The sequence below is a fragment of the Vibrio sp. FE10 genome, assembly GCF_030297155.1.
Lineage (GTDB): Bacteria > Pseudomonadota > Gammaproteobacteria > Enterobacterales > Vibrionaceae > Vibrio > Vibrio apostichopi.
Genome location: NZ_AP028067.1, coordinates 1,491,138 through 1,511,509, shown reverse-complemented (window position 1 = coordinate 1,511,509; position 20,372 = coordinate 1,491,138). Strand labels below are relative to the sequence as shown.

The 20,372-nt window shown below is 44.3% G+C and carries 19 protein-coding genes; 5 read left to right on the top strand and 14 right to left on the bottom strand.

Features of this window, described 5'->3' with window-relative positions:
* The first annotated feature begins 104 nt into the window (after window positions 1-104).
* Window positions 105-554: a tellurite resistance TerB family protein gene (locus QUF19_RS06800; RefSeq protein WP_286297966.1), complete on the top strand. Its 450-nt coding sequence runs from the start codon at window positions 105-107 to the stop codon at window positions 552-554.
* A 122-nt stretch (window positions 555-676) separates the two neighbouring features.
* Here the strand turns inward: QUF19_RS06800 and QUF19_RS06795 are convergent, their stop codons facing one another.
* The 4 genes from QUF19_RS06795 to QUF19_RS06780 form a co-directional block, all read right to left on the bottom strand.
* A complete protein-coding gene (locus QUF19_RS06795; protein WP_286297964.1) occupies window positions 677-1,114 on the bottom strand; it encodes a hypothetical protein in 438 nt (145 codons plus the stop codon).
* A complete protein-coding gene (locus QUF19_RS06790; protein ID WP_286297963.1) occupies window positions 1,104-1,847 on the bottom strand; it encodes a transcriptional regulator in 744 nt (247 codons plus the stop codon). Before QUF19_RS06790 ends, QUF19_RS06795 begins: the two co-directional genes overlap by 11 nt.
* A 191-nt stretch (window positions 1,848-2,038) precedes the next feature.
* Window positions 2,039-2,719 (bottom strand): hypothetical protein, encoded by a 681-nt coding sequence (locus QUF19_RS06785; RefSeq protein ID WP_286297960.1) that lies wholly within the window; start codon window positions 2,717-2,719, stop codon window positions 2,039-2,041.
* 16 nt (window positions 2,720-2,735) lie between these two features.
* Window positions 2,736-3,092, bottom strand: coding sequence for an antibiotic biosynthesis monooxygenase family protein (locus tag QUF19_RS06780; RefSeq protein WP_286298828.1), 357 nt, complete (start codon window positions 3,090-3,092; stop codon window positions 2,736-2,738).
* A gap of 197 nt (window positions 3,093-3,289) precedes the next feature.
* Between QUF19_RS06780 and QUF19_RS06775 the strand changes: the two genes are divergently transcribed.
* Complete coding sequence (locus QUF19_RS06775; protein ID WP_286297958.1) at window positions 3,290-3,820, top strand: cytochrome b; 531 nt, start codon at window positions 3,290-3,292, stop codon at window positions 3,818-3,820.
* A gap of 213 nt (window positions 3,821-4,033) precedes the next feature.
* Here the strand turns inward: QUF19_RS06775 and QUF19_RS06770 are convergent, their stop codons facing one another.
* Together QUF19_RS06770 and QUF19_RS06765 are read right to left on the bottom strand one after the other, a co-directional pair.
* The gene (locus tag QUF19_RS06770; protein WP_017109700.1) at window positions 4,034-4,564 is read right to left on the bottom strand and encodes a 3'-5' exonuclease; all 531 of its coding nucleotides are present in this window, start codon (window positions 4,562-4,564) and stop codon (window positions 4,034-4,036) included.
* An 87-nt stretch (window positions 4,565-4,651) separates the two neighbouring features.
* Window positions 4,652-6,190 carry a sensor domain-containing diguanylate cyclase gene (locus QUF19_RS06765; protein ID WP_286297952.1) on the bottom strand — a complete coding sequence of 513 codons (1,539 nt, stop codon included), beginning with the start codon at window positions 6,188-6,190 and terminating at the stop codon, window positions 4,652-4,654.
* Window positions 6,191-6,538: 348 nt separating this feature from the next.
* On the opposite strand from QUF19_RS06765, the gene QUF19_RS06760 reads away from it, so the two are divergent.
* The 3 genes from QUF19_RS06760 to QUF19_RS06750 all read left to right on the top strand — a co-directional run bounded on the left by QUF19_RS06760 (window position 6,539) and on the right by QUF19_RS06750 (window position 12,123).
* The gene (locus QUF19_RS06760) at window positions 6,539-7,171 is read left to right on the top strand and encodes a DUF2760 domain-containing protein (protein WP_017108190.1); all 633 of its coding nucleotides are present in this window, start codon (window positions 6,539-6,541) and stop codon (window positions 7,169-7,171) included.
* Window positions 7,171-9,144, top strand: a complete 1,974-nt coding sequence (locus tag QUF19_RS06755) for an Hsp70 family protein (RefSeq protein WP_286297950.1) — start codon at window positions 7,171-7,173, stop codon at window positions 9,142-9,144. The genes QUF19_RS06760 and QUF19_RS06755 overlap by 1 nt, the downstream gene beginning before the upstream one ends.
* Window positions 9,145-9,282: 138 nt before the next feature.
* Window positions 9,283-12,123, top strand: coding sequence for an Hsp70 family protein (locus QUF19_RS06750; RefSeq protein WP_286297948.1), 2,841 nt, complete (start codon window positions 9,283-9,285; stop codon window positions 12,121-12,123).
* A 171-nt stretch (window positions 12,124-12,294) separates the two neighbouring features.
* Here QUF19_RS06750 and QUF19_RS06745 read toward each other — a convergent pair whose 3' ends face one another.
* The 8 genes from QUF19_RS06745 to QUF19_RS06710 all read right to left on the bottom strand — a co-directional run bounded on the left by QUF19_RS06745 (window position 12,295) and on the right by QUF19_RS06710 (window position 20,179).
* On the bottom strand, window positions 12,295-12,510 hold the full coding sequence (locus QUF19_RS06745) for a hypothetical protein (RefSeq protein WP_017108192.1): 216 nt from the start codon (window positions 12,508-12,510) through the stop codon (window positions 12,295-12,297).
* A 256-nt stretch (window positions 12,511-12,766) separates the two neighbouring features.
* Window positions 12,767-13,240, bottom strand: a complete 474-nt coding sequence (locus QUF19_RS06740) for a DUF2947 domain-containing protein (RefSeq protein WP_029223379.1) — start codon at window positions 13,238-13,240, stop codon at window positions 12,767-12,769.
* 152 nt (window positions 13,241-13,392) lie between these two features.
* Window positions 13,393-13,980 (bottom strand): ribosomal protein S5-alanine N-acetyltransferase, encoded by a 588-nt coding sequence (gene rimJ / locus QUF19_RS06735; protein ID WP_286297943.1) that lies wholly within the window; start codon window positions 13,978-13,980, stop codon window positions 13,393-13,395.
* 18 nt (window positions 13,981-13,998) lie between these two features.
* Window positions 13,999-15,543 carry a transcriptional regulator TyrR gene (gene tyrR, locus QUF19_RS06730; RefSeq protein ID WP_017108195.1) on the bottom strand — a complete coding sequence of 515 codons (1,545 nt, stop codon included), beginning with the start codon at window positions 15,541-15,543 and terminating at the stop codon, window positions 13,999-14,001.
* Window positions 15,544-15,687: 144 nt separating this feature from the next.
* The gene (locus QUF19_RS06725) at window positions 15,688-16,740 is read right to left on the bottom strand and encodes a YcjF family protein (RefSeq protein WP_286297936.1); all 1,053 of its coding nucleotides are present in this window, start codon (window positions 16,738-16,740) and stop codon (window positions 15,688-15,690) included.
* A 14-nt stretch (window positions 16,741-16,754) separates the two neighbouring features.
* Window positions 16,755-18,128, bottom strand: coding sequence for a YcjX family GTP-binding protein (locus QUF19_RS06720; protein ID WP_286297933.1), 1,374 nt, complete (start codon window positions 18,126-18,128; stop codon window positions 16,755-16,757).
* 207 nt (window positions 18,129-18,335) lie between these two features.
* Window positions 18,336-18,521: a hypothetical protein gene (locus QUF19_RS06715; protein WP_102433922.1), complete on the bottom strand. Its 186-nt coding sequence runs from the start codon at window positions 18,519-18,521 to the stop codon at window positions 18,336-18,338.
* Between the two features lie 137 nt (window positions 18,522-18,658).
* On the bottom strand, window positions 18,659-20,179 hold the full coding sequence (locus tag QUF19_RS06710; RefSeq protein ID WP_286297929.1) for a fumarate hydratase: 1,521 nt from the start codon (window positions 20,177-20,179) through the stop codon (window positions 18,659-18,661).
* Between the last annotated feature and the right edge of the window lie 193 nt (window positions 20,180-20,372).

Sequence of the window (20,372 nt, the reverse complement as noted above, 5' to 3'; positions counted from 1 at the left end):
CCTTATTGCTGACCTCTTCGTAATGTCAGTTTTAAGTAAAGACGCTTGCGATCACACTCTGTAGGCCCAATAGTAATAATATTCACCATAACTGGAATGCTCTTATGTTTAACTCACTTACCTCGTTATTTAAACAATTAGTTGAAGGCTCTGATTTAGGTAAAACACCCACCGCCTCACCTAACTTAGCTATCGCCAGCTTGTTATGCGAAGTGGCCGGTGCTGACCACGCGATCAACCAGTCAGAACAAGAAGCCAAGCTTCACTTACTACAACGTTTGTTGAACATAACAGAAGAAGAATCCAAAGCCTTATTGGCACAAGCTGAGCCTCAAGTTGAACAATCTGTTTCTCTGTACGATTTCACTTCTCAACTGCGAGAGCTTTCGCAGCCAGTTCGCATAGACTTGATCAAAGCTATGTGGGAAGTCGCGCATGCCGATGGAGAGATTGACCCACTTGAAGATTCAGTGATCCGCAAAACCGCAGAACTTCTCTATGTTGACCACAAAGACTTCATCAAAAGTAAATTAAGCGTTCTGGGCGAAGATTAGACTCTCAACAGAACCAACAGCGACGGCTCAATAAGCCGTCGCTGTTGGTTTAGATGAGCCAGAACTAAATTGATTTAAGCTGAACTGTTCTCTACAAGCTTGCTTAAAGAACGAGACATAAATCAGCGAAGCGATCGCCCATAGAGAATCCCTTTCAGTTCCAGAATTTTCCCATCTTTGGTCACATAAGCACCGCGCTGATCTGAAACCATCACACTACGTTTATTGCTGTGGTGCTGAATAAAAAGATTCTTCACGTTGAAGGTTTGCTGCCCGTGAGCTTGGTTTTGTTCAAGCTGGTAGAAATAGTAGTGATTCCCCCAACGTAAGAACACGCCAAAAAATTGCTTGGCTTGTACCACTTGTCCATCAATGTTGTAGCCAACGTAACGCATTTTTGAGCGACCATTCTTTAGCTCTAGGGTCACAACCTCTGAACCAATATTGTCATAGACCCCTTCAAACTGATAAGCCCCTCGGGTCATCACTCCTGAAATCACGCCAAACAATAAGATAGCGAATAAGGTCACTAAAATGGGTAGCCAAAACTTACGCTTCATTGACGCCCCCTTCTGTGGCTTTGTTTGTTTTTCTGCTATCAAGTCGTTCTACTTCGTTGAGCCCTGCCAGCCCTGCACTGCAACGCCTTAATTCAAAATCTGAACTGATGTCTTGCCAACCACTAGGGGTCAAAATCACCACTTGAAGACTTCCACAATCCACACCAAACCGATGAAGGTATATTGCCTCGACGCCAGGTTCAGCAAGCGACATTAGATCTTCCACCAGCATGGAATCGAAATCGACGCTGTCGTGGTATACATCGATACCATTAATAGGCGTTTTCTCCATAAAAAAGCCTAGGCAAGACAGCACAACGACCAACAACGCGCTCGCCGCAATACCAGTCGCTAACGGCACAAAATGAAGTTTGTCTTTGCTATGAACGAAATTAAGTAATGATTGGCGTTTAGAAAAAGGCACCGCAATAACGTCAGAAACTTCGCTAGGAGCTTTCACGAGTTGGGGAGCGCTGTTGTTTTCTAGTCGCTCAGGGGCATTCTCGCTAGGGCTGTTGATAAGTTCGGCAACTTGAGTCTCTCCTTTATCTGGTGAGACAAAGCAATAGCCCTCTTTTTGGACAGTGATAACCTTGCAGTCAGAACCGACTTCTTTGAGCGCGGTACGAACGTTTTTAATCGCGACATTAAGAGAGCTGCTTGTTACCACTCTACCCGGCCAACAATGCGTTAGGAGGAACTCTCGCCCTATGGTTTGTGAGCAATTATCCATCAAGTGCTTTAAAATTAAACATTCTGATGGGGATAAGGTCACATGCTTATTTAAAGACAGGTTAAGCAATTGTCGATTTTCAAGTTCAATAACCAAGTCATATTCTTGTATTTTATTATTATTCATAAGGTGAGTTAAACGTGTTAATAGACTCACCTTAGAATAACATGGAAATTTATTTTATTTCAAAATCATAACGCGAGTTTAAAACCTAGCTCACTGATATTTACACTAGCAAATCCTAATTTAACGGCATTAAGTTCATTAGCAATTTCAAGTGCATGTTGCTCATCTCGTGCTAATACAGCAATAGAATAAATAGGTCTGATCATCGCCATTTGATTAGCTTGAGCTTCTGCAATCGCTTGGTTTTTTAAATAGGCCGAAGTAATAACCCCTTGAGCACTCCAGTCCACCACTTTTTGCAAATCAACACTGATTATTTTGTCTGCAATTAATTGGTCTTCCGGCTCTTTCCAAGATAACTCAATCGCATAATTTTTAAACGCAATTTCAGTATCTAACCACTTACTGCCAATATCTCTCACCTCTGTTATTTCTGCTAGCTCTTTAAATTGAAGAGGAAGATTACCAATAACACGTCTTACTTCTTCTTCACTGTCTGCTTCCATTACAAACTTAATGATTGGGAATGCTTGATCGCCAATAAAGCTTTCAGAAACAAACATATCGTAAATTAGCCCTGCATCAATCAGATTAGCGAACACCTTTTTCTGATTTGGCATTGCATCGAATACCGCTTGAGCATCTTGTGTTTTCCACGCAACCGAAACGCCATAAGCCGCAGAATAACTGCTGACAGAGAACAAAAAGCTAAAAAGAACTAAAAACAATCGTGGTACATATTTCATTTGAACAAACTCTCAATTAATGGCGAATAACTTCGTAAAGATTAGGATCGGCAGTCACACCCTCAATATCGAGTGCGGGCAGTTCTTTTCTCATCACAGAGATAGCATCGAGGAAATGTTTCTGGCTCTCCCAATTAGCCACATTCACATACAGGTAAGTGGCATCAGTGCTTAGCGAACGGTGCAGCGTAGTAGAGATGTATCCCGGTTGCTCAATGAGTACGTCCCTAGCGCTTTCCCAATACGCTAACGTTTCGGCTTCTTTGCTTGTTTCAACTGAGAAGGTGTTAATAAGTACAACGGGCTGTGCAAAGACTAATGGACTCACACTCAACAAACTCAAAGTAATGGCTCGTTTAATCAAACTCTTCATCTCGATTTTCATATCGCTCTCCGTGGATTAGATTCGACCACGCTAACAGAGATAAAACCGCCATCAAGAGCAACACGAACGATTTAATATTAATTAAAACGATACTTTATTATTAATATTAAACATCAGGTAAACATATTCATAACAGACGCTAGATAAATATAATAAATCGATTAACACTAATAATGGAATATCGAATGAACCAACAAATAATACAAAATAGGATAGACGACAACGAAAATAACAAAGTCGATTCACTGCATTGGGCAATGTTATGTGCTGTTATGATGACCTTAACCCTTGGGTTTATATCAAGCCGATTGCTCCCCTTCCCAGATAAATACCCAACAATATTAATACATCAGATTTTTGGATCCGTTGTTTTAGTGCTGATAAACATACTGATTGCAAGAATGCTCGCTAAACCGAAAAGAGGTGAACGTCGATTTACCATCCCCAGAGTCGTTCAACTTATTCAGGCGGTAACACTGACCTTTATTGCGGTATCGGGGTTAAGTATTGCATTGATTGATACACCGATATTCAGTGTTTATTCATGGGTATTTAATGACGGAGCAACAAAAAGAGAGATGGTTAGCCTATTGTTTTTTATTCATGCGACTGCAATTAAGGTGTTCATGTCGTTGGTAACGTTACATGTTTTAGGCGCGCTGAAGCATCACTTTTTCGATAAAGGCGATAAGTTAAAAAACATGCTTGGTAAGTAATTAGGATGAATAAGGCGCTAGGTTGAATAAGAAAACTGGCAGAATATCTAATTAGCTTGGATAACTAGAATCAAAAGTTTGATTTATTCAGCTCCTTTCCTTGAATACAAAAAAAGCCACCTAGTTTTCATATATAAACTCTGTTCATATAGAAACTTGGAAGGTGGCTTTTTGTTGTCTGTTGTTCTTTAAGAGACCAATCGCTTTTAAAGACTAAAGCATCGTCAGTGTCAGTTTCGCGAGGTTATAAGCATCGACATAACCCGAGTGCTGACGACCTTCCCACTCAATATTCTTAGCTTCTTGAGCGGCGCGATGTCCAATGCGTTTCTCTTTAAGGCGGTTTTGAACACGATAAAGTGTGGCGATGTTCAAGAACTCGCTAAACGGCGGTTCGATGCCTTTCTCTATACATTCTTTGTGCAAGATAAGGTCATCACGTCCCCAAGCGGCATAGATTTTCTTTGGGCCACCGAAATTCTTAATCATCGATTTAATCACGGATTCTAAAGGACGCCCCTGCTTTTCTATCTTGCGAGGTGTAATGCCTGTTAGCTCTGCACAAAACAGAGAGACTTCGTCTTTTTCGGGCTTAACGTAATATTGTGCGCGCTTCACGATGGTTCCAGATACAAGATCGATCTCAGCAAGACCCACTTCAATGATCTCTCCTGTTGTTCCTACACCATCTTTGCTCCAACAGCACATTTCTAAATCGAAACATACCACTCGATTGTGATTCATACGTCGCCCAATTCTTTCATCAAAAGTTTTTTGAAATTGTACATGAGCCCAATAAAGAACTCGACCCCAGTTGCATCAAGTGCTCATTTAGCCTGCAATTGTGACTCTATTTCGGCCATTTGACTTACTTTGATAGAGCATGCTGTCCGCTTTTTGCATGATTTCTTCAGAGTCTTCACTGTTACGAATGGCTGCACCGATGCTCAAAGTACAACTTAATTGTCGACCTTTGTGTTCACAATGAGAGTGACTTACGGTGTTTATAATGCACTCTAAGTATCGATTCAGAGATTCATGGTCTGAAATGCTAGAAATAATGCAGAACTCGTCACCACCTAAACGGAACAAGTTATCTCCCTCTTTCAAGTTCACCGAGATCAGCTTGATGACATGAATGAGCAAAGCATCACCTGCAGGGTGGCCAAATTGGTCATTAATGCCTTTGAATTTATCGATATCAAACCCAACGAGACTAAAAGGCTGGTTTCGCTCAATGGCTTTGTCGAGCTTCTTATTGAAAGCACGTCGGTTATACACTTCGGTCAGGCTGTCGTGGTCGGCTAAGAAACGAAGTTCTTCAGTCCTCTTATCCAGCATTCCATACAAGCGTTCTTTCTCTCTGATTTGCATGTTAACGATGTACGCCAACAGCAACGAGATGGTTGTCCCTACCAATGCGATGCCTGTTAATACCAGATAGCCATAAAAAGAGATGCATGAATCGATCTTGTAATCGATCTTCCAATCACGATTGGTCAGTGCAATTGTCTTGGTTATGTGGTGCCCAGAGACGGCTTCATAACCATCAGTTTCGAACAAGATTGGCGAATCTTCCGCTTCGAATCCGGTATCAGTAACCCGAATATAAACGTCCATATCACCCAAGGCTGACGCCAGCAGGTTTTCGAAGTAATACGTGGTGCGAACTACACCAATCACAACACCGAGTAGGTTGTCGCTTTCTCCTTCAAACACCGGGTGATAAACCAACATGCCACTCTTTGGCGTCTCTTGGTCTAAGCCATCTTGTATCAAGCGAACCTTGTCTGAAATATTCGCTTCGCGTGTCTGTTTAATGTTTTCTAAGACGCGCTTAAATCGTTCGCGAGAAGAGTAAAAACCAAGAACTCTATCGTTCGCTGCGGTATTAGGATAGACATCGCTGGCAATAAAAGCAGGCTCACCATCTAAGATATAACCATAGGTTTTGGCTTCGTGCTTCGGGATGGTGAACAACTTATAGAATGGGTACTTTGCTTCCATTTGAGCCGTGTGTTCAGCAATCTCATCTACTGACACTTTTTGCATCCACTGCAAGCCAATCAGACTCTTTGAATCGTTAATGGTTTGCTGAGCAAAACGGTCGAACTTATCCCAGTTCTCAGGATCATTGGAGTAGAAAAAATTAGCACCGGAACCTATATAAGCCACATCATTGCCGATAAACGCTTCCAAGCTCAGTGTTTGGTGAGTAGCAAAGCTATTCAAATTCATATTCAGTGCGCGGTTTTGGTTTAGCGCGACTAATATAAAACACAACACAGTAATCAAAAAGCTGACCGCAAATACGACCAATGGGAGAGTTCGTCTCTTCAACCCTGTTAATGGGTCGGTAGTGTGAGGCATATGGGTTCCAAATAGTCTCTAATGAGTTAAAAGTATATAACGGAAGGGAATCATGCTCCATTTCTGTTTAGTCTTAAAACTGACATAAAACGGGCATTGTTTACCTCTTGCTTACATCAGCGGCCAATATTCAGACAAATCTCGACTAATTTTCAAGCTAACACACCAAAAACCCACTTGATTGAAAACATTAAATACCACTCTTAAGCCTTGAATATGCTAGTATCCATCCATATTTATAGCTTGAAAGTGACCGTTTTGGACTTGTGCCATCGTGTTTCTTTCCAACCTGTATATTCCTTTAAACCGACGAATATACCGTTAAATCAATTTTAAAGAGAAATCACTATGATCGTTGATTTGAACCTAATCCCACAGACGTTTGATATGCTTCACGCAGGCTTAACTGCATCAAGCGTTTTACTACTGTTAATTGCCGTTTCTCGTAAAACCAAAGTGGTTGAGAAAGTCGTAGAAAAACCAGTAGAGAAGATCGTTGAAGTTGAAAAGCAAGTTGAAAAAATTGTCGAAGTAGAGAAAGTTGTTGAAGTTGAAAAAGTGATCGAGAAAGTCGTTGAAGTTGAATCTAAGCTGGCAACAGCACCGACAGATTCTGCAATGCAACTTCTGTCTATCATGCAACAAGAAGCGCGTTTAATCGACTTCCTAAAAGAAGACCTAACTTCATTCTCTGACGAAGAAGTTGGCGCAGCAGCACGTGTTATTCACACTGGCGGTAAAAAAGTACTAGCCGATTACGTAACGCTTTCTCACATCCGCACTGAAGATGAAGAAACGCGTATCACGGTTGTTGAAGGCTTCAACCCACAAGAAATTCGCCTAACCGGCAACGTAACGGGCAATGCACCATTCAACGGCACGCTAGTTCACAAAGGTTGGAAAGCAACTGACATGAACCTTCCAAAACTTGCTGAAAACTACGATGCATCTGTGATTGCACCGGCAGAGGTGGAGCTATAATGGAACACCAAACTCAGCCATCATCGCACGAGTCATCTGCGCAGACGCATTCACAAGACCAAGCGCCTAAGTTCAGTATTGGTATCGATTTAGGTACCACACACTGTGTTTTGTCTTACATCGACACAACCAATGAAGACGCTCGTGTAGAGGTGATGCAAGTCCCTCAACTAACAGCACCTGGTACAGTAGAAACTCGCAGCCAACTTGGCTCGTTCCTATACCAGCCACACGAACATGAAATGAATGCGGGTTCTCGCGTTCTTCCTTGGTCTTCTGAGCCTAAAGCTCTGGTTGGTGCTATTGCGCGTAACCTTGGTTCTAAAACCCCTATCCGTTTGGTAGCAAGTGCAAAATCTTGGCTATGCCACGGTGGTGTTAACCGTCGTGACGCATTCCTTCCTGCAGGTAGCCCTGAAGAAGTTGAAAAGGTATCTCCGCTTAAGACCACTGAGTTGTACCTTGAGCACCTGAAAGATGCTTGGAACCACGCTAACCCAGAACACAAACTGGCAGACCAAGATGTAACGATCACCGTTCCAGCTTCGTTTGATCCTGCGGCTCGTGACCTAACAGCTGAAGCTGCGCGTAATGTTGGTTTCACTCACCTTACGCTTCTAGAAGAGCCGCAAGCAGCACTATACAGCTGGATTGATAACAGCAACGACACATGGCGTGATGAAGTGAACGTTGGTGACATCGTTCTTGTTGTCGATATCGGTGGTGGTACGACTGACCTTTCGTTGGTTGAAGTAACCCAAGATGAAGGCAACCTAAGTCTGAACCGTATCGCTGTAGGTGAACATATCCTACTTGGCGGCGACAACATGGACTTGGCGCTCGCTTACCGTCTGAAAATGAAACTGGCTCAAGAAGGCAAAGAACTGGCTCCTTGGCAGGTTCAAGCGATGACTCACGCGTGTCGCGATGCTAAAGAAGCTCTGCTTAACGATGCTGAGCTTCAATCTGTGCCGATCGTTGTTCCAAGCCGTGGCTCTAAGCTACTTGGCGCAACACTGAAAACAGAACTGACTCAGCAAGAAGTACAACAAACATTGGTTGATGGCTTCTTCCCACAAGTGGCGGTAACGGATCATCCGGTACAAAAAACACGTGGTGCACTGACTCAAATGGGTCTGCCTTACGCTCAAGACGCGGGTATCACTCGTCATATTGCCGCGTTCCTTTCTAAGCAAGCCAATGCGCTTTCTGGAAATAGCGAAGCCGCTCAACAAGATTTCAACCCGTTTGCAAACATGCCCGGTATGCCCGGTACACAAGCGCAAGGGTCAGAAGCGCCAGCGGCAGACTTCATCAAGCCTACCGCCGTTCTATTTAACGGTGGTGTTCTAAAATCGAACCTACTTGCTGACCGTCTATCAGACACGATCAATGAATGGCTAATTAATGCAGACGCAGAATTCGCTAAACAGCTTTCAGGTTTAGATCTAGACCTAGCCGTTGCAAGCGGCGCTTCTTACTACGGCGCAGTACGTCGTGGCCAAGGCGTTCGTATCCGCGGTGGTATCGCTTCTTCTTACTACGTAGGAATTGAAAGCGCGATGCCAGCTATCCCTGGTATGGCTCCTCCAATGGAAGCTTTGTGTGTTGCACCGTTTGGTATGGAAGAAGGCTCAAGCGTTCAAGTTCCTAGCCAAGAGTTTGGTCTCGTGATTGGTCAGCCAGTACACTTCCAATTCTTCGGTTCAACAACACGTCGTGAAGATGAAGCGGGTACGCACCTTGATCACTGGGCTCCAGAAGATCTTGATGAGCTTCCTGAAATCCAAGTGACACTGCCTGTTTCTGAAGGTCGTCGCGAAGGTGAAGTGGTTCCCGTGACTTTGGCGTCTCGTGTTACTGAATTAGGCACGTTATACCTAGAAGCGATTGCCACTGACAATGGTCAGAAATGGCACGTTGAGTTCGACGTTCGTGAAGACTCGAATAACGACTCAAACGAACAAGCATAATGAATCAACGGCACCTTAACGGGTGCCGTTATTTTATCAATGCGATTCCCTAGCCCTGTATTAAAAACATTCCAAAGACAATAATAAGACCAAGACTATCCATTAACTGGTCATCACTTTGGCAGAATAAGGTTTTGTATGGCATCTCCTCGTTTTTTAGTCGGCATTGACTTAGGCACAACCAACACTGTGGTTGCCTACTGTGAAATCAACGACGACCTACAACATGCTCCCGTTTCTCTTTTCGATATTGACCAACTCATCGGCCCCGGTGAAGTGGTTCGTAAACCGCTGCTTCCTTCATTTCGTTACCATCCTGCACAAGGTCAGATCTCTCCTTCCGATCTCACTATGCCTTGGGAACCGAGCTTGGTTGAAGGCGATATTCAAAACGTCATCGTCGGTGAATGGGCGCGCGAACTGGGCGCAAAAGTTGAAGGCCGCCAAGTATCGAGTGCTAAGAGCTGGCTATCTCACCAAGCGGTTGATCGTAACTCTGATATTCTGCCTTGGGCAGGCGCAACTGACGTCGATAAGGTGTCTCCTGTTGTTGCAAGCGCAAGCTACCTAAACCACATCCGCCAAGCATGGAACTACCGTAACCCAAGCAACAAGCTTGAAGACCAAGATGTTGTAGTCACCGTTCCTGCTTCATTCGATGAGACAGCACGCAAGCTGACACTCGAAGCGGCAAAACTGGCGGGCTTAGGTAAGATTCTGTTACTCGAAGAGCCGCAAGCCGTATGTTATGACTGGTATGCACGTCACCAACAAACCGCGGCAGACGAACTTCAACAGATCCCGCTGATTCTAGTATGTGATGTTGGTGGCGGTACCACCGATTTAAGTTTGATCGAAGCAAGCTTCAACTCAAACAATGGCGATGACCAAGAACTCGCACTCGACCGTATCGGCGTTGGAGAACACTTGATGCTCGGGGGTGATAACCTCGATTTGGCTCTTGCTCACCTTGCAGAGCAACGTTTCAATCAAAACAAAAAGTTGAATGCGTCTAGCTTAACCAAACTTATTCAACAGACTCGCGCCGCAAAAGAGAGCCTGCTTTCTGCTAATGCGCCAGACGATGTGAAGATCACCATGCTGGGCAGCGGTTCAAAACTGCTTGGCGGTACCAAGAGTATTGGTTTAACCAAACAAGAAGTTCATCAGATTGCACTGGAAGGTTTCTTCCCACTTTCTGAGTTCACTGAAGTACCTGACAAACGCCGTAGCGCGGTTGTAGAGTTCGGCCTACCCTATGCAGCAGATCCTGCGGTAAGTAAGCACGTTGCCGAATTCCTAGCGACACACCAGCAAGTATCAAAAGCGGCACTAGAAAAATCTGGCGCAATCGAGTTTGACGAGACAAAGCCAGCGATACCTGTCGGTGTACTACTCAACGGCGGTGTGTTCAACAGTGAGCTTGTCACTGAACGTATTACTCAGTTACTTGGCAATTGGAACGGTACGCCAATCACCGTCTTAGATAACCCTCACCCTGACTGGTCTGTAGCCCTTGGTGCAGTAGCTTTTGGTAAAGCACGCCGTGGTGCACAGCTGAAAATCGGTGGTGGTGCGGCTCGTTCTTACTTCTTACATCTACAAGAAAAGAACAAGATGGGCAAAGCACTTTGCCTGCTTGCTAAAGGAACTGAAGAAGGACAAGAAATCCGTTTGAACAGCCGTCGTTTCTCACTGACTTTGGGTGAGCCGGTACGTTTCAATCTACTGACTTCGACTCACGATCAAATTGCTCATGACACCGCCATTCAAAATGGTGTGATGGTCAATGTGGACGCTGACTTGTTCTCCCCTCTTCCACCTTATATTTCTACGCTGGAAGGATCAGGCACTGCAGAGCTTCAGGCCAACCAAAAAGAGCGCGTTGAAGTACTGCTCGCTTGTCAGTTAACCGAAGTCGGCACATTGAAAATGGAATGTGTGAGCACGGAAGATGACACCAAGCGTTGGTTGCTTGAGTTCGAAGTCAGAAACAAGCAAGGCGATGAGTCCGATAACTCTAAACTTCATCCGAGGCTGGACGAGTGTAAGGAGTTGATTTCTCGCCTGTATAGCGGCAACAAGAAAAGTGCTGAATCTAAAGAGATCAAAACACTGGCCAAAGATCTTGAGAAACGACTGGGTAAGCGCGAAGAGTGGGACTTTACCACTCTCCGTCACCTGTTTGATTCGTTCTCTTTAGGTCGTAAACGCCGTCGTCGCTCGGAAGCTCACGAGAAGAACTGGCTCCGTTTAGCGGGTTACTCTTTGCGACCTGGCTTTGGTGATCCAACCGACTCATGGCGTATTGAACAAATTTGGGGACTCTACCAACAAAACATCCAATTCCAGAACCATCAGGGTTGGACCGATTGGTGGGTATTCTGGCGCCGTGTTGCGGGTGGTTTAAATCAAGAACAGCAAGAGACCATCTTGGCTGATATCGCGAAGTACCTTCACCCAGGTGCAATGAAGAACCCTAAAACCGCTAAAGATGCGCAAGACAATGGCTATGAAGCCATGGTGAGATTAGCTGCGTCACTTGAGCAACTTGAAGTGGAAGATAAGGTTCTATTAGCGACTTGGTTCTTAAGCAAAGCGATTAACCATAATCAGTTTGAACAAGCTCATTGGTGGGCTCTGGGTCGCTTAGCGTCTCGCACACCGTTATACGGAAGCCAACACAGCGTCATTCCAAGAGAGCAAGCAGAACAGTGGTTACCAAAGCTGCTTGACCAGAACTGGCAGAAAGAGCAGATGATAGCCTTCGCGGCTGTGATGATTTGTCGTAAGACAGGTGACCGACAGTTCGACATCTCTGATGACTACCGTGCTCAGGTTCTTGAAAAATTAAAGCAAAGCAAGGTGCCAGAGTCTTGGCTAACGCTGGTAAGTGAAGTCACTGAGCTTTCTGAGAGCGAGTCTAAGCGTGTGTTTGGTGATGCATTGCCAAGCGGATTAAGCCTGATTAATAGCTAGCTTTAAAACGATTAGCTTTCGTTGTTAATGAGTAAAGAAGCTAACGAGAAAAGAAAAAGCCACTTTCGGTTCGTTGAAAGTGGCTTTTTTATTGGTGGCTTAAGGCTGGTATGTTTAATCGACTTATAGCTTTTTGGTTAAGAGCCTTAGCCGTGTTGCTGTTAATCATTATTAATGTTTCGTTCCGGTTGGGTTAATAGGAAATTCCGTGTTTTCATAGATATCTGATAACTTTTTCGGTTTCTTCTCTTTTTCTCCATTCTTAGATTGATTATGAGTTTCGCTTAAAAGCCATTGCTCATGCATTTTTGCCGAATCCAGAAAATCCGGATCCTCCATTGCTTCCTTGCGAAGTTTATTTACACGTTCGAGAGTATCCCAAATCATAATACTTCACCTCCACTAAGGCAGTACTATAAAGATAACCCAAACCCACAAAACTTCAACTAAGCCAATGAGATAGCGATCTCAATTTCGAAAATTACTAGCTCTAAGCTAACGAAAACTCTCATCAGAAATCGGCTTCAAATGACGTGTATTTACCAATGATCTTCGACGATCTTTAGGCACAAAAAAAGCGAGCTCAGAGCTCGCTTTTTATCAATATTTTGTCCAGCATTGGTTTGATTAAATAATGTCTTACTTAAGCTCGGTTACCAATTTTAACGGTACCGTTTGTTGCAAACCAAAGTGCTTCTGAACGACGGCGACCTAGCAAAATTGGGCCATCATCGTAGAACAAAAAGTTCTTCCAGTGCTTCTTAAAAACTGACCACTTAGTTTCAAGGATATTGTATTTTTCATAACAAAAATAAACAGTTACGTCATCTTGCCAATCAATGAAGTTAAGGATCTCTTCTGGCATTTCAGGCTCATCGGCTTCCCAATTTGCCATCCAGCTAATCTCTTCGTTCCAGTTAGATGCCTTGCTTGGCCAGTCTTGTGAACTTAGTCTTTCTGCATCAGGACTTTGAGGGCTTACGTTCTCTTTCCAAAACTGAGATGCCCTTGCCTGTGTCATTGGTTTAATCTTTTCCAAGTCCTCTGCTGGTAATGGCATCGACTGGTGAGTAAAAATCCATTTTCTTTGGTATTCGTCCAAAGTTGTATATGACATCAAAATTCCTCAAATTTCTTCTTAGGCTTATGGATTTCCATGCCTATATGCTCTTTTTGATACAGTGACGGTTTCATTTTATCTATGTTCGTCACTGCCTCTAAATCTGTATTTACGTTTAATTGATACTTACGCCTAATGACTATTGGTATCTAAACAGCGCGCCTATCTTCCCAGTTCGGGTTAACGAGTGCAGTCAGTACATGGTCTTCCCATTTACCGTTGATCTGCAAATAATCTTTGGCAAAGCCTTCACGTACAAAACCTAAATGTTCCAACACACCAGCACTGCGCTCATTATGAGGCATATAACCCGCCATCAAACGATGCATGTTCTGAACATCAAACATATAGTCCTTTGCCATGCTCAAACCTCTGCGCATGTAGCCGTGACCTTGTGCACTTTCAGCAAGCGAATAGCCGACATTACACGCATAGAAAGGGAATCGAGATAGATTACTGAATGAAATGGTGCCCAACATTTCGTTGGTGTCATCATTAATAAGCAAACAGTAATAGCCTAGCCCCATTTTATGAAGCTCGTTTAGCTTAATCAGGCGTTGAGCCCAACTCGTTCTATCAAAAAACGCATCTTCACGAATCGGTTCCCAAGGCTTAAGGTAGTCTCGGTTAGTTTGAAAGTAATCACTGATCATGTTCGCATCGTCTATCTCAGCGGTGCGTAGAATCAGGTTTCCATCGCGCTTATAAATACGTTCTGGTGTGCTCAAATCTTCCATAATCATGTTCTTATTCGATCAGTTCTTTCTGATACCGTAATCGCGCAGTTTGTTGGCAATTGAGGTGTGAGAAACATTGAGACGTTTTGCTAACTTACGGCTCGATGGGAACGACTGATACAGCTTCTCTAGAATCTGAGATTCATAGTCTTTCATGATCTCATCGAGTGAGCCGTCTAAGCTTAAGTTCGCCATTCCTGCCGTCATGGTTTCAAGTTGAGGCAAGTGGAATTGCTCAACAGTTAACGTATCCGAATCCAGCTCAGTTAATGCACGAAGTACCATGTTATCAAGTTGACGGATGTTACCCGGCCATTGGTAATTACCTAACTGATCGATAAGTTCTACCGTCAGTTTTGGTTTCAACATACCCAATTGCTGTGCGTATTTAGCGACAAAGAGTTCCAACAACGGTGCTACATCGTTTGAACGTTCACGCAGTGCCGGAATAGACAGAGTCAAAACGTTTAAACGGTAGAACAAATCTTCACGGAATGAACCTGAGTCAGCTAATTCAGAAAGACGATGGCGCGTTGAAGCGATAATGCGCACATCAGCGTGCATCTCTTCTTCTTCGCCTACGCGTCGGAATGAACCGTCTTGCAGGAAACGCAGCAGTTTGATTTGAAGATGCGGGCTCATTTCGCCGATCTCATCTAAAAATACTGTGCCGCCATTCGCTTGTTCAAAAATGCCCTTATGACCTTGTTCATGATTGAATGAACCCGGAGCATGACCAAACAGCTCAGTTTCTGCCACGTCATCAGGCATTGATGCACAGCTTAGAATCAAGAATGGGAAAGACGCTCGGTTCGAACGGTTATGACACGCTTTAGCCAACATCTCTTTGCCCGTACCTGTGTCCCCTTCAATAAGTAGAGGCTGATCCAGCATAGCCAATTTCTTAGCTTGGCTGATCAAGGCTTTATGACGATTAGAGACACCAACAAAGTGTTCAAAACCTAGGTTGTTCTGTTCAGGGATTGAATCTGGCGAGTTCATCTCTTGATTACAAGAACGAATCGTCATTACTGCGCTTGCCAATACCGCTTCGTTAACGTCGCCGCCAAGATAAATCGGTAGTATCTCGATTGAGAAATCCAAACCTTCTAACACTACGACTTCACGATGGCGCGTTACATCGCCTTCGATCCAGCGAGCAAAGTTAAAGCTAGGAACAAACGTCGCTAGCGGCTCACCGATGACTTCGTCTTCTTGCTTGCCGAATAGGTTCAATGCCGCGTGGTTCGCCATGTCGACTGAGCCTTTAAGGTCAATCGCAATCACGGGGTCTGGCAGGTTAGCAAGCAGAGCAATCAGTTCGGTATTATGCCTTTCGCTCGGCATAAATTGGATTTTACGTACATCCTTCACACCTGAAATTCGGCGAATTTCAGCCATAAGTTCACTAAAAGCATCAAAATTAATATCTGGGCAGTTTAGGTAAATAATGCCTTTAACATCAATTTCGATTCCTCTTAAATCAATGCTTTTTGAGGCCAAGATATCGAGCAACTCACGCGTTAAGCCGAGTCTGTCTTCACACAATACTTCAAGACGCACAAATAGTCCTATTATAGGTGTCAGGATAAGTTGACAGTAGTGTGAATTAAGCTCTAAGTTCAGTCAAGAAGAAGAGTAAACATATGTTTACTCTTCGCTCGCTAACTACTCAATGTCTACCGTTTTATTGGTAAGTCGTTCGCTTTATTTAAGCGTAATGCGCTTTATTTCAGAAAGGACAGCTTTGCGGAGGTCGGATAGTTTTACTTTTCGGTCATTGTGCCAAGGCATAGGTCGAAGCAATGACATCGCTTTCAAACCAAGTCGTGCAGTAAGAATACCAACACCAAGGCCTTGCCCTGCTCTCGCTGATACTTTGCCTGCAAGATCCATCGAGACTAAGTCCATACTCGCATCAATCGCCAGCTCACTCGCCCCAGCCGCTGCCATGTTGATTAACACCAACTTGAACAGCTTGATGCGAGACCAATAGCCGAGCTCAATGCCATAGACGTCGGCAAGCTTGTCTATCATGGTGAAATTGCGCCACGCCACCAGCAACATATCTGCTGCGGCTAATGGGCTCACAGCAACCAAGGCCGCTGATTCAGTCGAGAACTTAGTGACGATTTGAGTCGCGACCTTATCTTGCTGACTCACGACCAACGCATCGTACATATCCAACACTTCAGCATCGCTGTGCGCCGGGTTAATGCTGTTTCGCCACTTATCGTACGAAGGAGACTCAGCAACTATACCGCCCTGCTTGGCAATGTTTTCACAGAATGCTTTGCCTTTACCCACACTCTGGCTTTGTAATAGCTCTTCACTTTGATCTTGCACGCTGAAATGGTCTTTCAGCGAACGCAGCTTCCACAGCTCTTTGCCTATTGCGCCTAAACCCAATGAAGCAATTGCTGCGATAAAGCCTGCCCAACCTAAAGCTAACCAGTCAGCGGTTTGAATAGCGGTAATGACAGAGTCAATCGCCTGCCAGCCCACCAGACCGGAGAAAGCGACAAGTAAGCCCGTTCCAAACCACTTCTTCTTTTTGCTCGGTCGAATCACTTGTTCCAATTGCTGCTCAGTGTCACCATCAAGGTCGGTTTCCACTTGTGGTGCTACGGGCACAAACTTCTCTTGTTCTGTAAACAGCTGTTGAGCGCCTAAGTCTGGACTCACTTCATTCTTATTCGGCTCATCGAACGAAGTCTTCAATGGTTCATCAAAGACCTGCTTTGTTTTTAATTCACTCATATTGATTGCCTCAATTACTTCAACTTGTCGCCAATGAGATACTCTAAGACCTTGTCGACTCTTAGATGCTGACAGGGCTCATCGGAGTGCTGCTCCATTGGCCTAAAGCTCGTGAAATCAAACTGATTAGTTTCCCAATACTGTTTGTTTGGCAGCTTACGCGGCACCTCACCCGGATACATGGTTTGAGGCACGTTATCCAAGGTTACGCCTTGCAGCGCGGGAACATTGTCTGAACCTGACGAGATGTAACCCGCGCTCGTCGCTTGAATAGACGCGATGCTCATGCAACTCATGTCGATATGCTCAAACGCCGCCTGTTGCCAAGCAGGGTGTACCATCTGCTGTAACAGTGACACTAAGTTCGGATGTTGGTCCGGAGTCACGTGATCGGCCTTGGTTGCGGCAAACAAAATCTTGTCGATCTTCGGGGCAAACAAGCGTCTTAGCATATTGCTTCGACCGTACTTAAAACTCTTCAATAACTGTTCTAACGCACCACGCATGTCCATGAAAGAGTCATAGCCCGCATTAAGTGGTTGTAAGCAGTCCACCAGCACGATTTGTCTATCGAACGTCGCGAAGTGATTCTTATAGAACGCCTTCACCACCTTCTGTTGATACTCTTCATAACGCGCTTTTAAAACCGCATAGTTGCTTGTTTTCGAGAACTTACCCTCGGGTGCTACACACGGGAAAAATTGCAATACGGGCGCGCCTTCAAGCTCACCCGGTAATACAAATCGACCCGGCTGTACCCAGTGCAGTCCGTTACTCTTACAAGTATGTAGATACTGGGTATAACTATCGGCAACGGCGACCAGTTTCTTTTCATCGGCATCGGCCAACAAATCAATGTCACCGCGCATCGCGTTCCATTCTTGTGAATAGGTTTCTCTATCGCCTTTTAATGCTGCGAATTGGGATTGGCTCCACGTATCAAAGTCCATATCCAGTAACGGCAAATCAAGTAGCCACTCGCCTGGGTAGTCGACAATATCGAGATAAAGGGTGCTGTTTTTACTCAGCAGCTTCTTCGCACCTTTGGCTGGTTTATATTTGATAGCTAGGCGAATCTCACTGACATCACGCGTCGGTACTGGCCATTCTGGTGGCTGCGCGTTTAGTGACTCCATCGCTTCATCATAAGAAAAGCGCGAGATCATCATGTTGTGTTGTGGGATACGTTTAGCACCAATAATCCTTCCATCTCTCGACGATGAAAAGAGCGGTAAATTCTTGTGAGTAGACGTATGAAGAAGTTGGTTAACCAGCGAAGTGATGAAGGCTGTCTTACCCGCACGAGAAAGCCCCGTGACCGCTACTCTAATGTGAGAATCCGTTCCTCTGCTTATAAAGTCACTCATTTCTTGAGTTAGGTGTTTCATTTGAACGACTCCGTGATAGTTAGGCTAACTGATTATGATAATAGAGAGGCAGCCTATGTTCTTTCCCTGTTGGGATAGTTTGTCTGCTTTTGCTTTTGCTTTTGCTAATAGTAGTGAGTATGCAATACACATTCTTAATACTAGATGAATAAAAGCCCCTGACTACATTCATAATCAGGGGCTTTGAAATTTTTATACGATGTCGGACTAATCGTCTTCAATCAACTTGTAGATAACAAACAGTGTTATCTCAGCAATCAACCATAATACACATGTGATGGTTACGTACTTTTCGTTAAAAATACTGATTCCGTGCAAGATCAAATCGTAACCAATGAAACTACCAATCACCACTGCCAAGATAATCTGTAGGATCTGAATAAAACGAGGCATTCCTCTCTCCTATGTTCTTATATCAAACGATGTGTTTATAACTATATCATTGATAATAAGACAAAAGTGCAGATAATGCTGCACTTTTGTATTTAACTTTCTATGAAAAGTCGTGATTCAAACGCTGATGCCAATTCTTATTTGGCTTTTTCAGCTTCTGCAATTTTCACTTTCCAGGTATCAGGACCGATTTGGTGTGCGTTCACGCCATTAGAATCAACCGCTACCGTTACTGGCATGTCTTCAACTTCAAATTCGTAGATAGCTTCCATACCGAGATCTTCAAACGCAACAACACGTGCTTTCTTAATTGCTTTTGCAACAAGATAAGCGGCACCGCCAACGGCCATTAGGTAAACTGACTTATGTTGTTTGATTGATTCAACGGTTGCAGGACCACGCTCTGCTTTACCAATCATGCCCATAATGCCGGTTTCTTCTAGCATCATGTCAGTGAACTTATCCATACGAGTAGACGTTGTTGGGCCAGCAGGACCTACCGCTTCATCGCGTACCGCATCAACAGGGCCTACGTAGTAAATGAACTTACCTTTCAGGTCGACGCCTTCTGGTAAGCCTTCACCACTTTCAAGCATGCCTTGAATACGCTTATGAGCAGCATCACGACCGGTTAAGATCTTGCCTGATAGAAGAACCGTTTCGCCGGTCTTCCACTCTTGAACGTCTTCTTTAGTAATTTCATCAAGGTTAACACGGCGTGTATTTGCGCCTGCTTCCCAAGTAATATCTGGCCACTCTTCTAGCTTAGGTGGTGTTAGCTCTGCAGGGCCGCTGCCATCTAGTGTGAAGTGAACGTGACGCGTTGCCGCACAGTTCGGGATCAAGCAAACAGGTTTAGACGCTGCGTGCGTTGGTGCTGTTTTGATTTTTACGTCAACTACAGTCGTTAGACCGCCAAGACCTTGTGCGCCAATACCCAATTTGTTTACACGGTTGAAGATGTCTAAACGAAGCTCTTCTTCAGCGTTCTCTGGACCTTTGTCGATAAGCTCTTGAATATCGATGTGTTCCATCAGAGATTCTTTTGCTAGTACCGCTGCTTTTTCAGCCGTACCACCAATGCCTATGCCTAGCATGCCCGGTGGACACCAGCCCGCGCCCATTGTTGGCAGCGTCTTCTCTACCCATTCTGCAATATCATCAGAAGGGTTCAGCATAACCATCTTAGTTTTGTTCTCAGAACCGCCGCCTTTTGCCGCGATTTGAATTTCAACTTTGTTGCCAGGAACCATATTAATGTGAACAACCGCTGGCGTGTTGTCTTTAGTATTAATACGCTTACCTGCAGGGTCCATTAGGACAGATGCACGCAATGGGTTATCTGGGTTGTTGTAAGCTTGACGAACGCCTTCATCAACCATCTGTTGTACTGTTTGATCCGTTTCCCACCTGACATCCATACCGATGTTCACGAAACAAGTAACAATACCTGTATCCTGACAAATTGGACGATGGCCTTCCGCAGACATGCGTGAGTTGATAAGAATCTGAGCGATCGCATCTTTTGCTGCTTGGCTCTCTTCTTTCTCGTACGCTTTTTCTAGGGCTTGGACAAAGTCTAAAGGGTGATAATAAGAAATGTACTGAAGTGCGTCAGCGACACTGCTGATCACATCTTGCTTACGAATAACCGTCATTGCATGCCTCTTTATTGTTCTGGTTCCATGTGGGTTCTTGGTTTGACTGTTTTGTCTAACCGGACTAGTTGGCTTAGCTTTTTATTATGTTGAGCTGTATTTATTTGCTTTAGCAATCGCTTGCATAGCTTTAAACTAAACCATGTGGTTTGCACCGTTCTAATCAAGAACCCATTTTATTTTCAATTTATGA

Excerpts from the sequence above, each read along its gene's own strand:
- QUF19_RS06800 (WP_286297966.1), top strand. The coding sequence starts at position 105 with ATGTTTAACTCACTTACCTCGTTATTTAAACAATTAGTTGAAGGCTCT.
- QUF19_RS06795 (WP_286297964.1), bottom strand. The coding sequence starts at position 1,114 with ATGAAGCGTAAGTTTTGGCTACCCATTTTAGTGACCTTATTCGCTATC.
- QUF19_RS06790 (WP_286297963.1), bottom strand. The coding sequence starts at position 1,847 with ATGGATAATTGCTCACAAACCATAGGGCGAGAGTTCCTCCTAACGCAT.
- QUF19_RS06785 (WP_286297960.1), bottom strand. The coding sequence starts at position 2,719 with ATGAAATATGTACCACGATTGTTTTTAGTTCTTTTTAGCTTTTTGTTC.
- QUF19_RS06780 (WP_286298828.1), bottom strand. The coding sequence starts at position 3,092 with ATGAAGAGTTTGATTAAACGAGCCATTACTTTGAGTTTGTTGAGTGTG.
- QUF19_RS06775 (WP_286297958.1), top strand. The coding sequence starts at position 3,290 with ATGAACCAACAAATAATACAAAATAGGATAGACGACAACGAAAATAAC.
- QUF19_RS06770 (WP_017109700.1), bottom strand. The coding sequence starts at position 4,564 with ATGAATCACAATCGAGTGGTATGTTTCGATTTAGAAATGTGCTGTTGG.
- QUF19_RS06765 (WP_286297952.1), bottom strand. The coding sequence starts at position 6,190 with ATGCCTCACACTACCGACCCATTAACAGGGTTGAAGAGACGAACTCTC.
- QUF19_RS06760 (WP_017108190.1), top strand. The coding sequence starts at position 6,539 with ATGATCGTTGATTTGAACCTAATCCCACAGACGTTTGATATGCTTCAC.
- QUF19_RS06755 (WP_286297950.1), top strand. The coding sequence starts at position 7,171 with ATGGAACACCAAACTCAGCCATCATCGCACGAGTCATCTGCGCAGACG.
- QUF19_RS06750 (WP_286297948.1), top strand. The coding sequence starts at position 9,283 with ATGGCATCTCCTCGTTTTTTAGTCGGCATTGACTTAGGCACAACCAAC.
- QUF19_RS06745 (WP_017108192.1), bottom strand. The coding sequence starts at position 12,510 with ATGATTTGGGATACTCTCGAACGTGTAAATAAACTTCGCAAGGAAGCA.
- QUF19_RS06740 (WP_029223379.1), bottom strand. The coding sequence starts at position 13,240 with ATGTCATATACAACTTTGGACGAATACCAAAGAAAATGGATTTTTACT.
- rimJ (WP_286297943.1), bottom strand. The coding sequence starts at position 13,980 with ATGGAAGATTTGAGCACACCAGAACGTATTTATAAGCGCGATGGAAAC.
- QUF19_RS06725 (WP_286297936.1), bottom strand. The coding sequence starts at position 16,740 with ATGAGTGAATTAAAAACAAAGCAGGTCTTTGATGAACCATTGAAGACT.
- QUF19_RS06720 (WP_286297933.1), bottom strand. The coding sequence starts at position 18,128 with ATGAAACACCTAACTCAAGAAATGAGTGACTTTATAAGCAGAGGAACG.
- QUF19_RS06715 (WP_102433922.1), bottom strand. The coding sequence starts at position 18,521 with ATGCCTCGTTTTATTCAGATCCTACAGATTATCTTGGCAGTGGTGATT.
- QUF19_RS06710 (WP_286297929.1), bottom strand. The coding sequence starts at position 20,179 with ATGACGGTTATTCGTAAGCAAGATGTGATCAGCAGTGTCGCTGACGCA.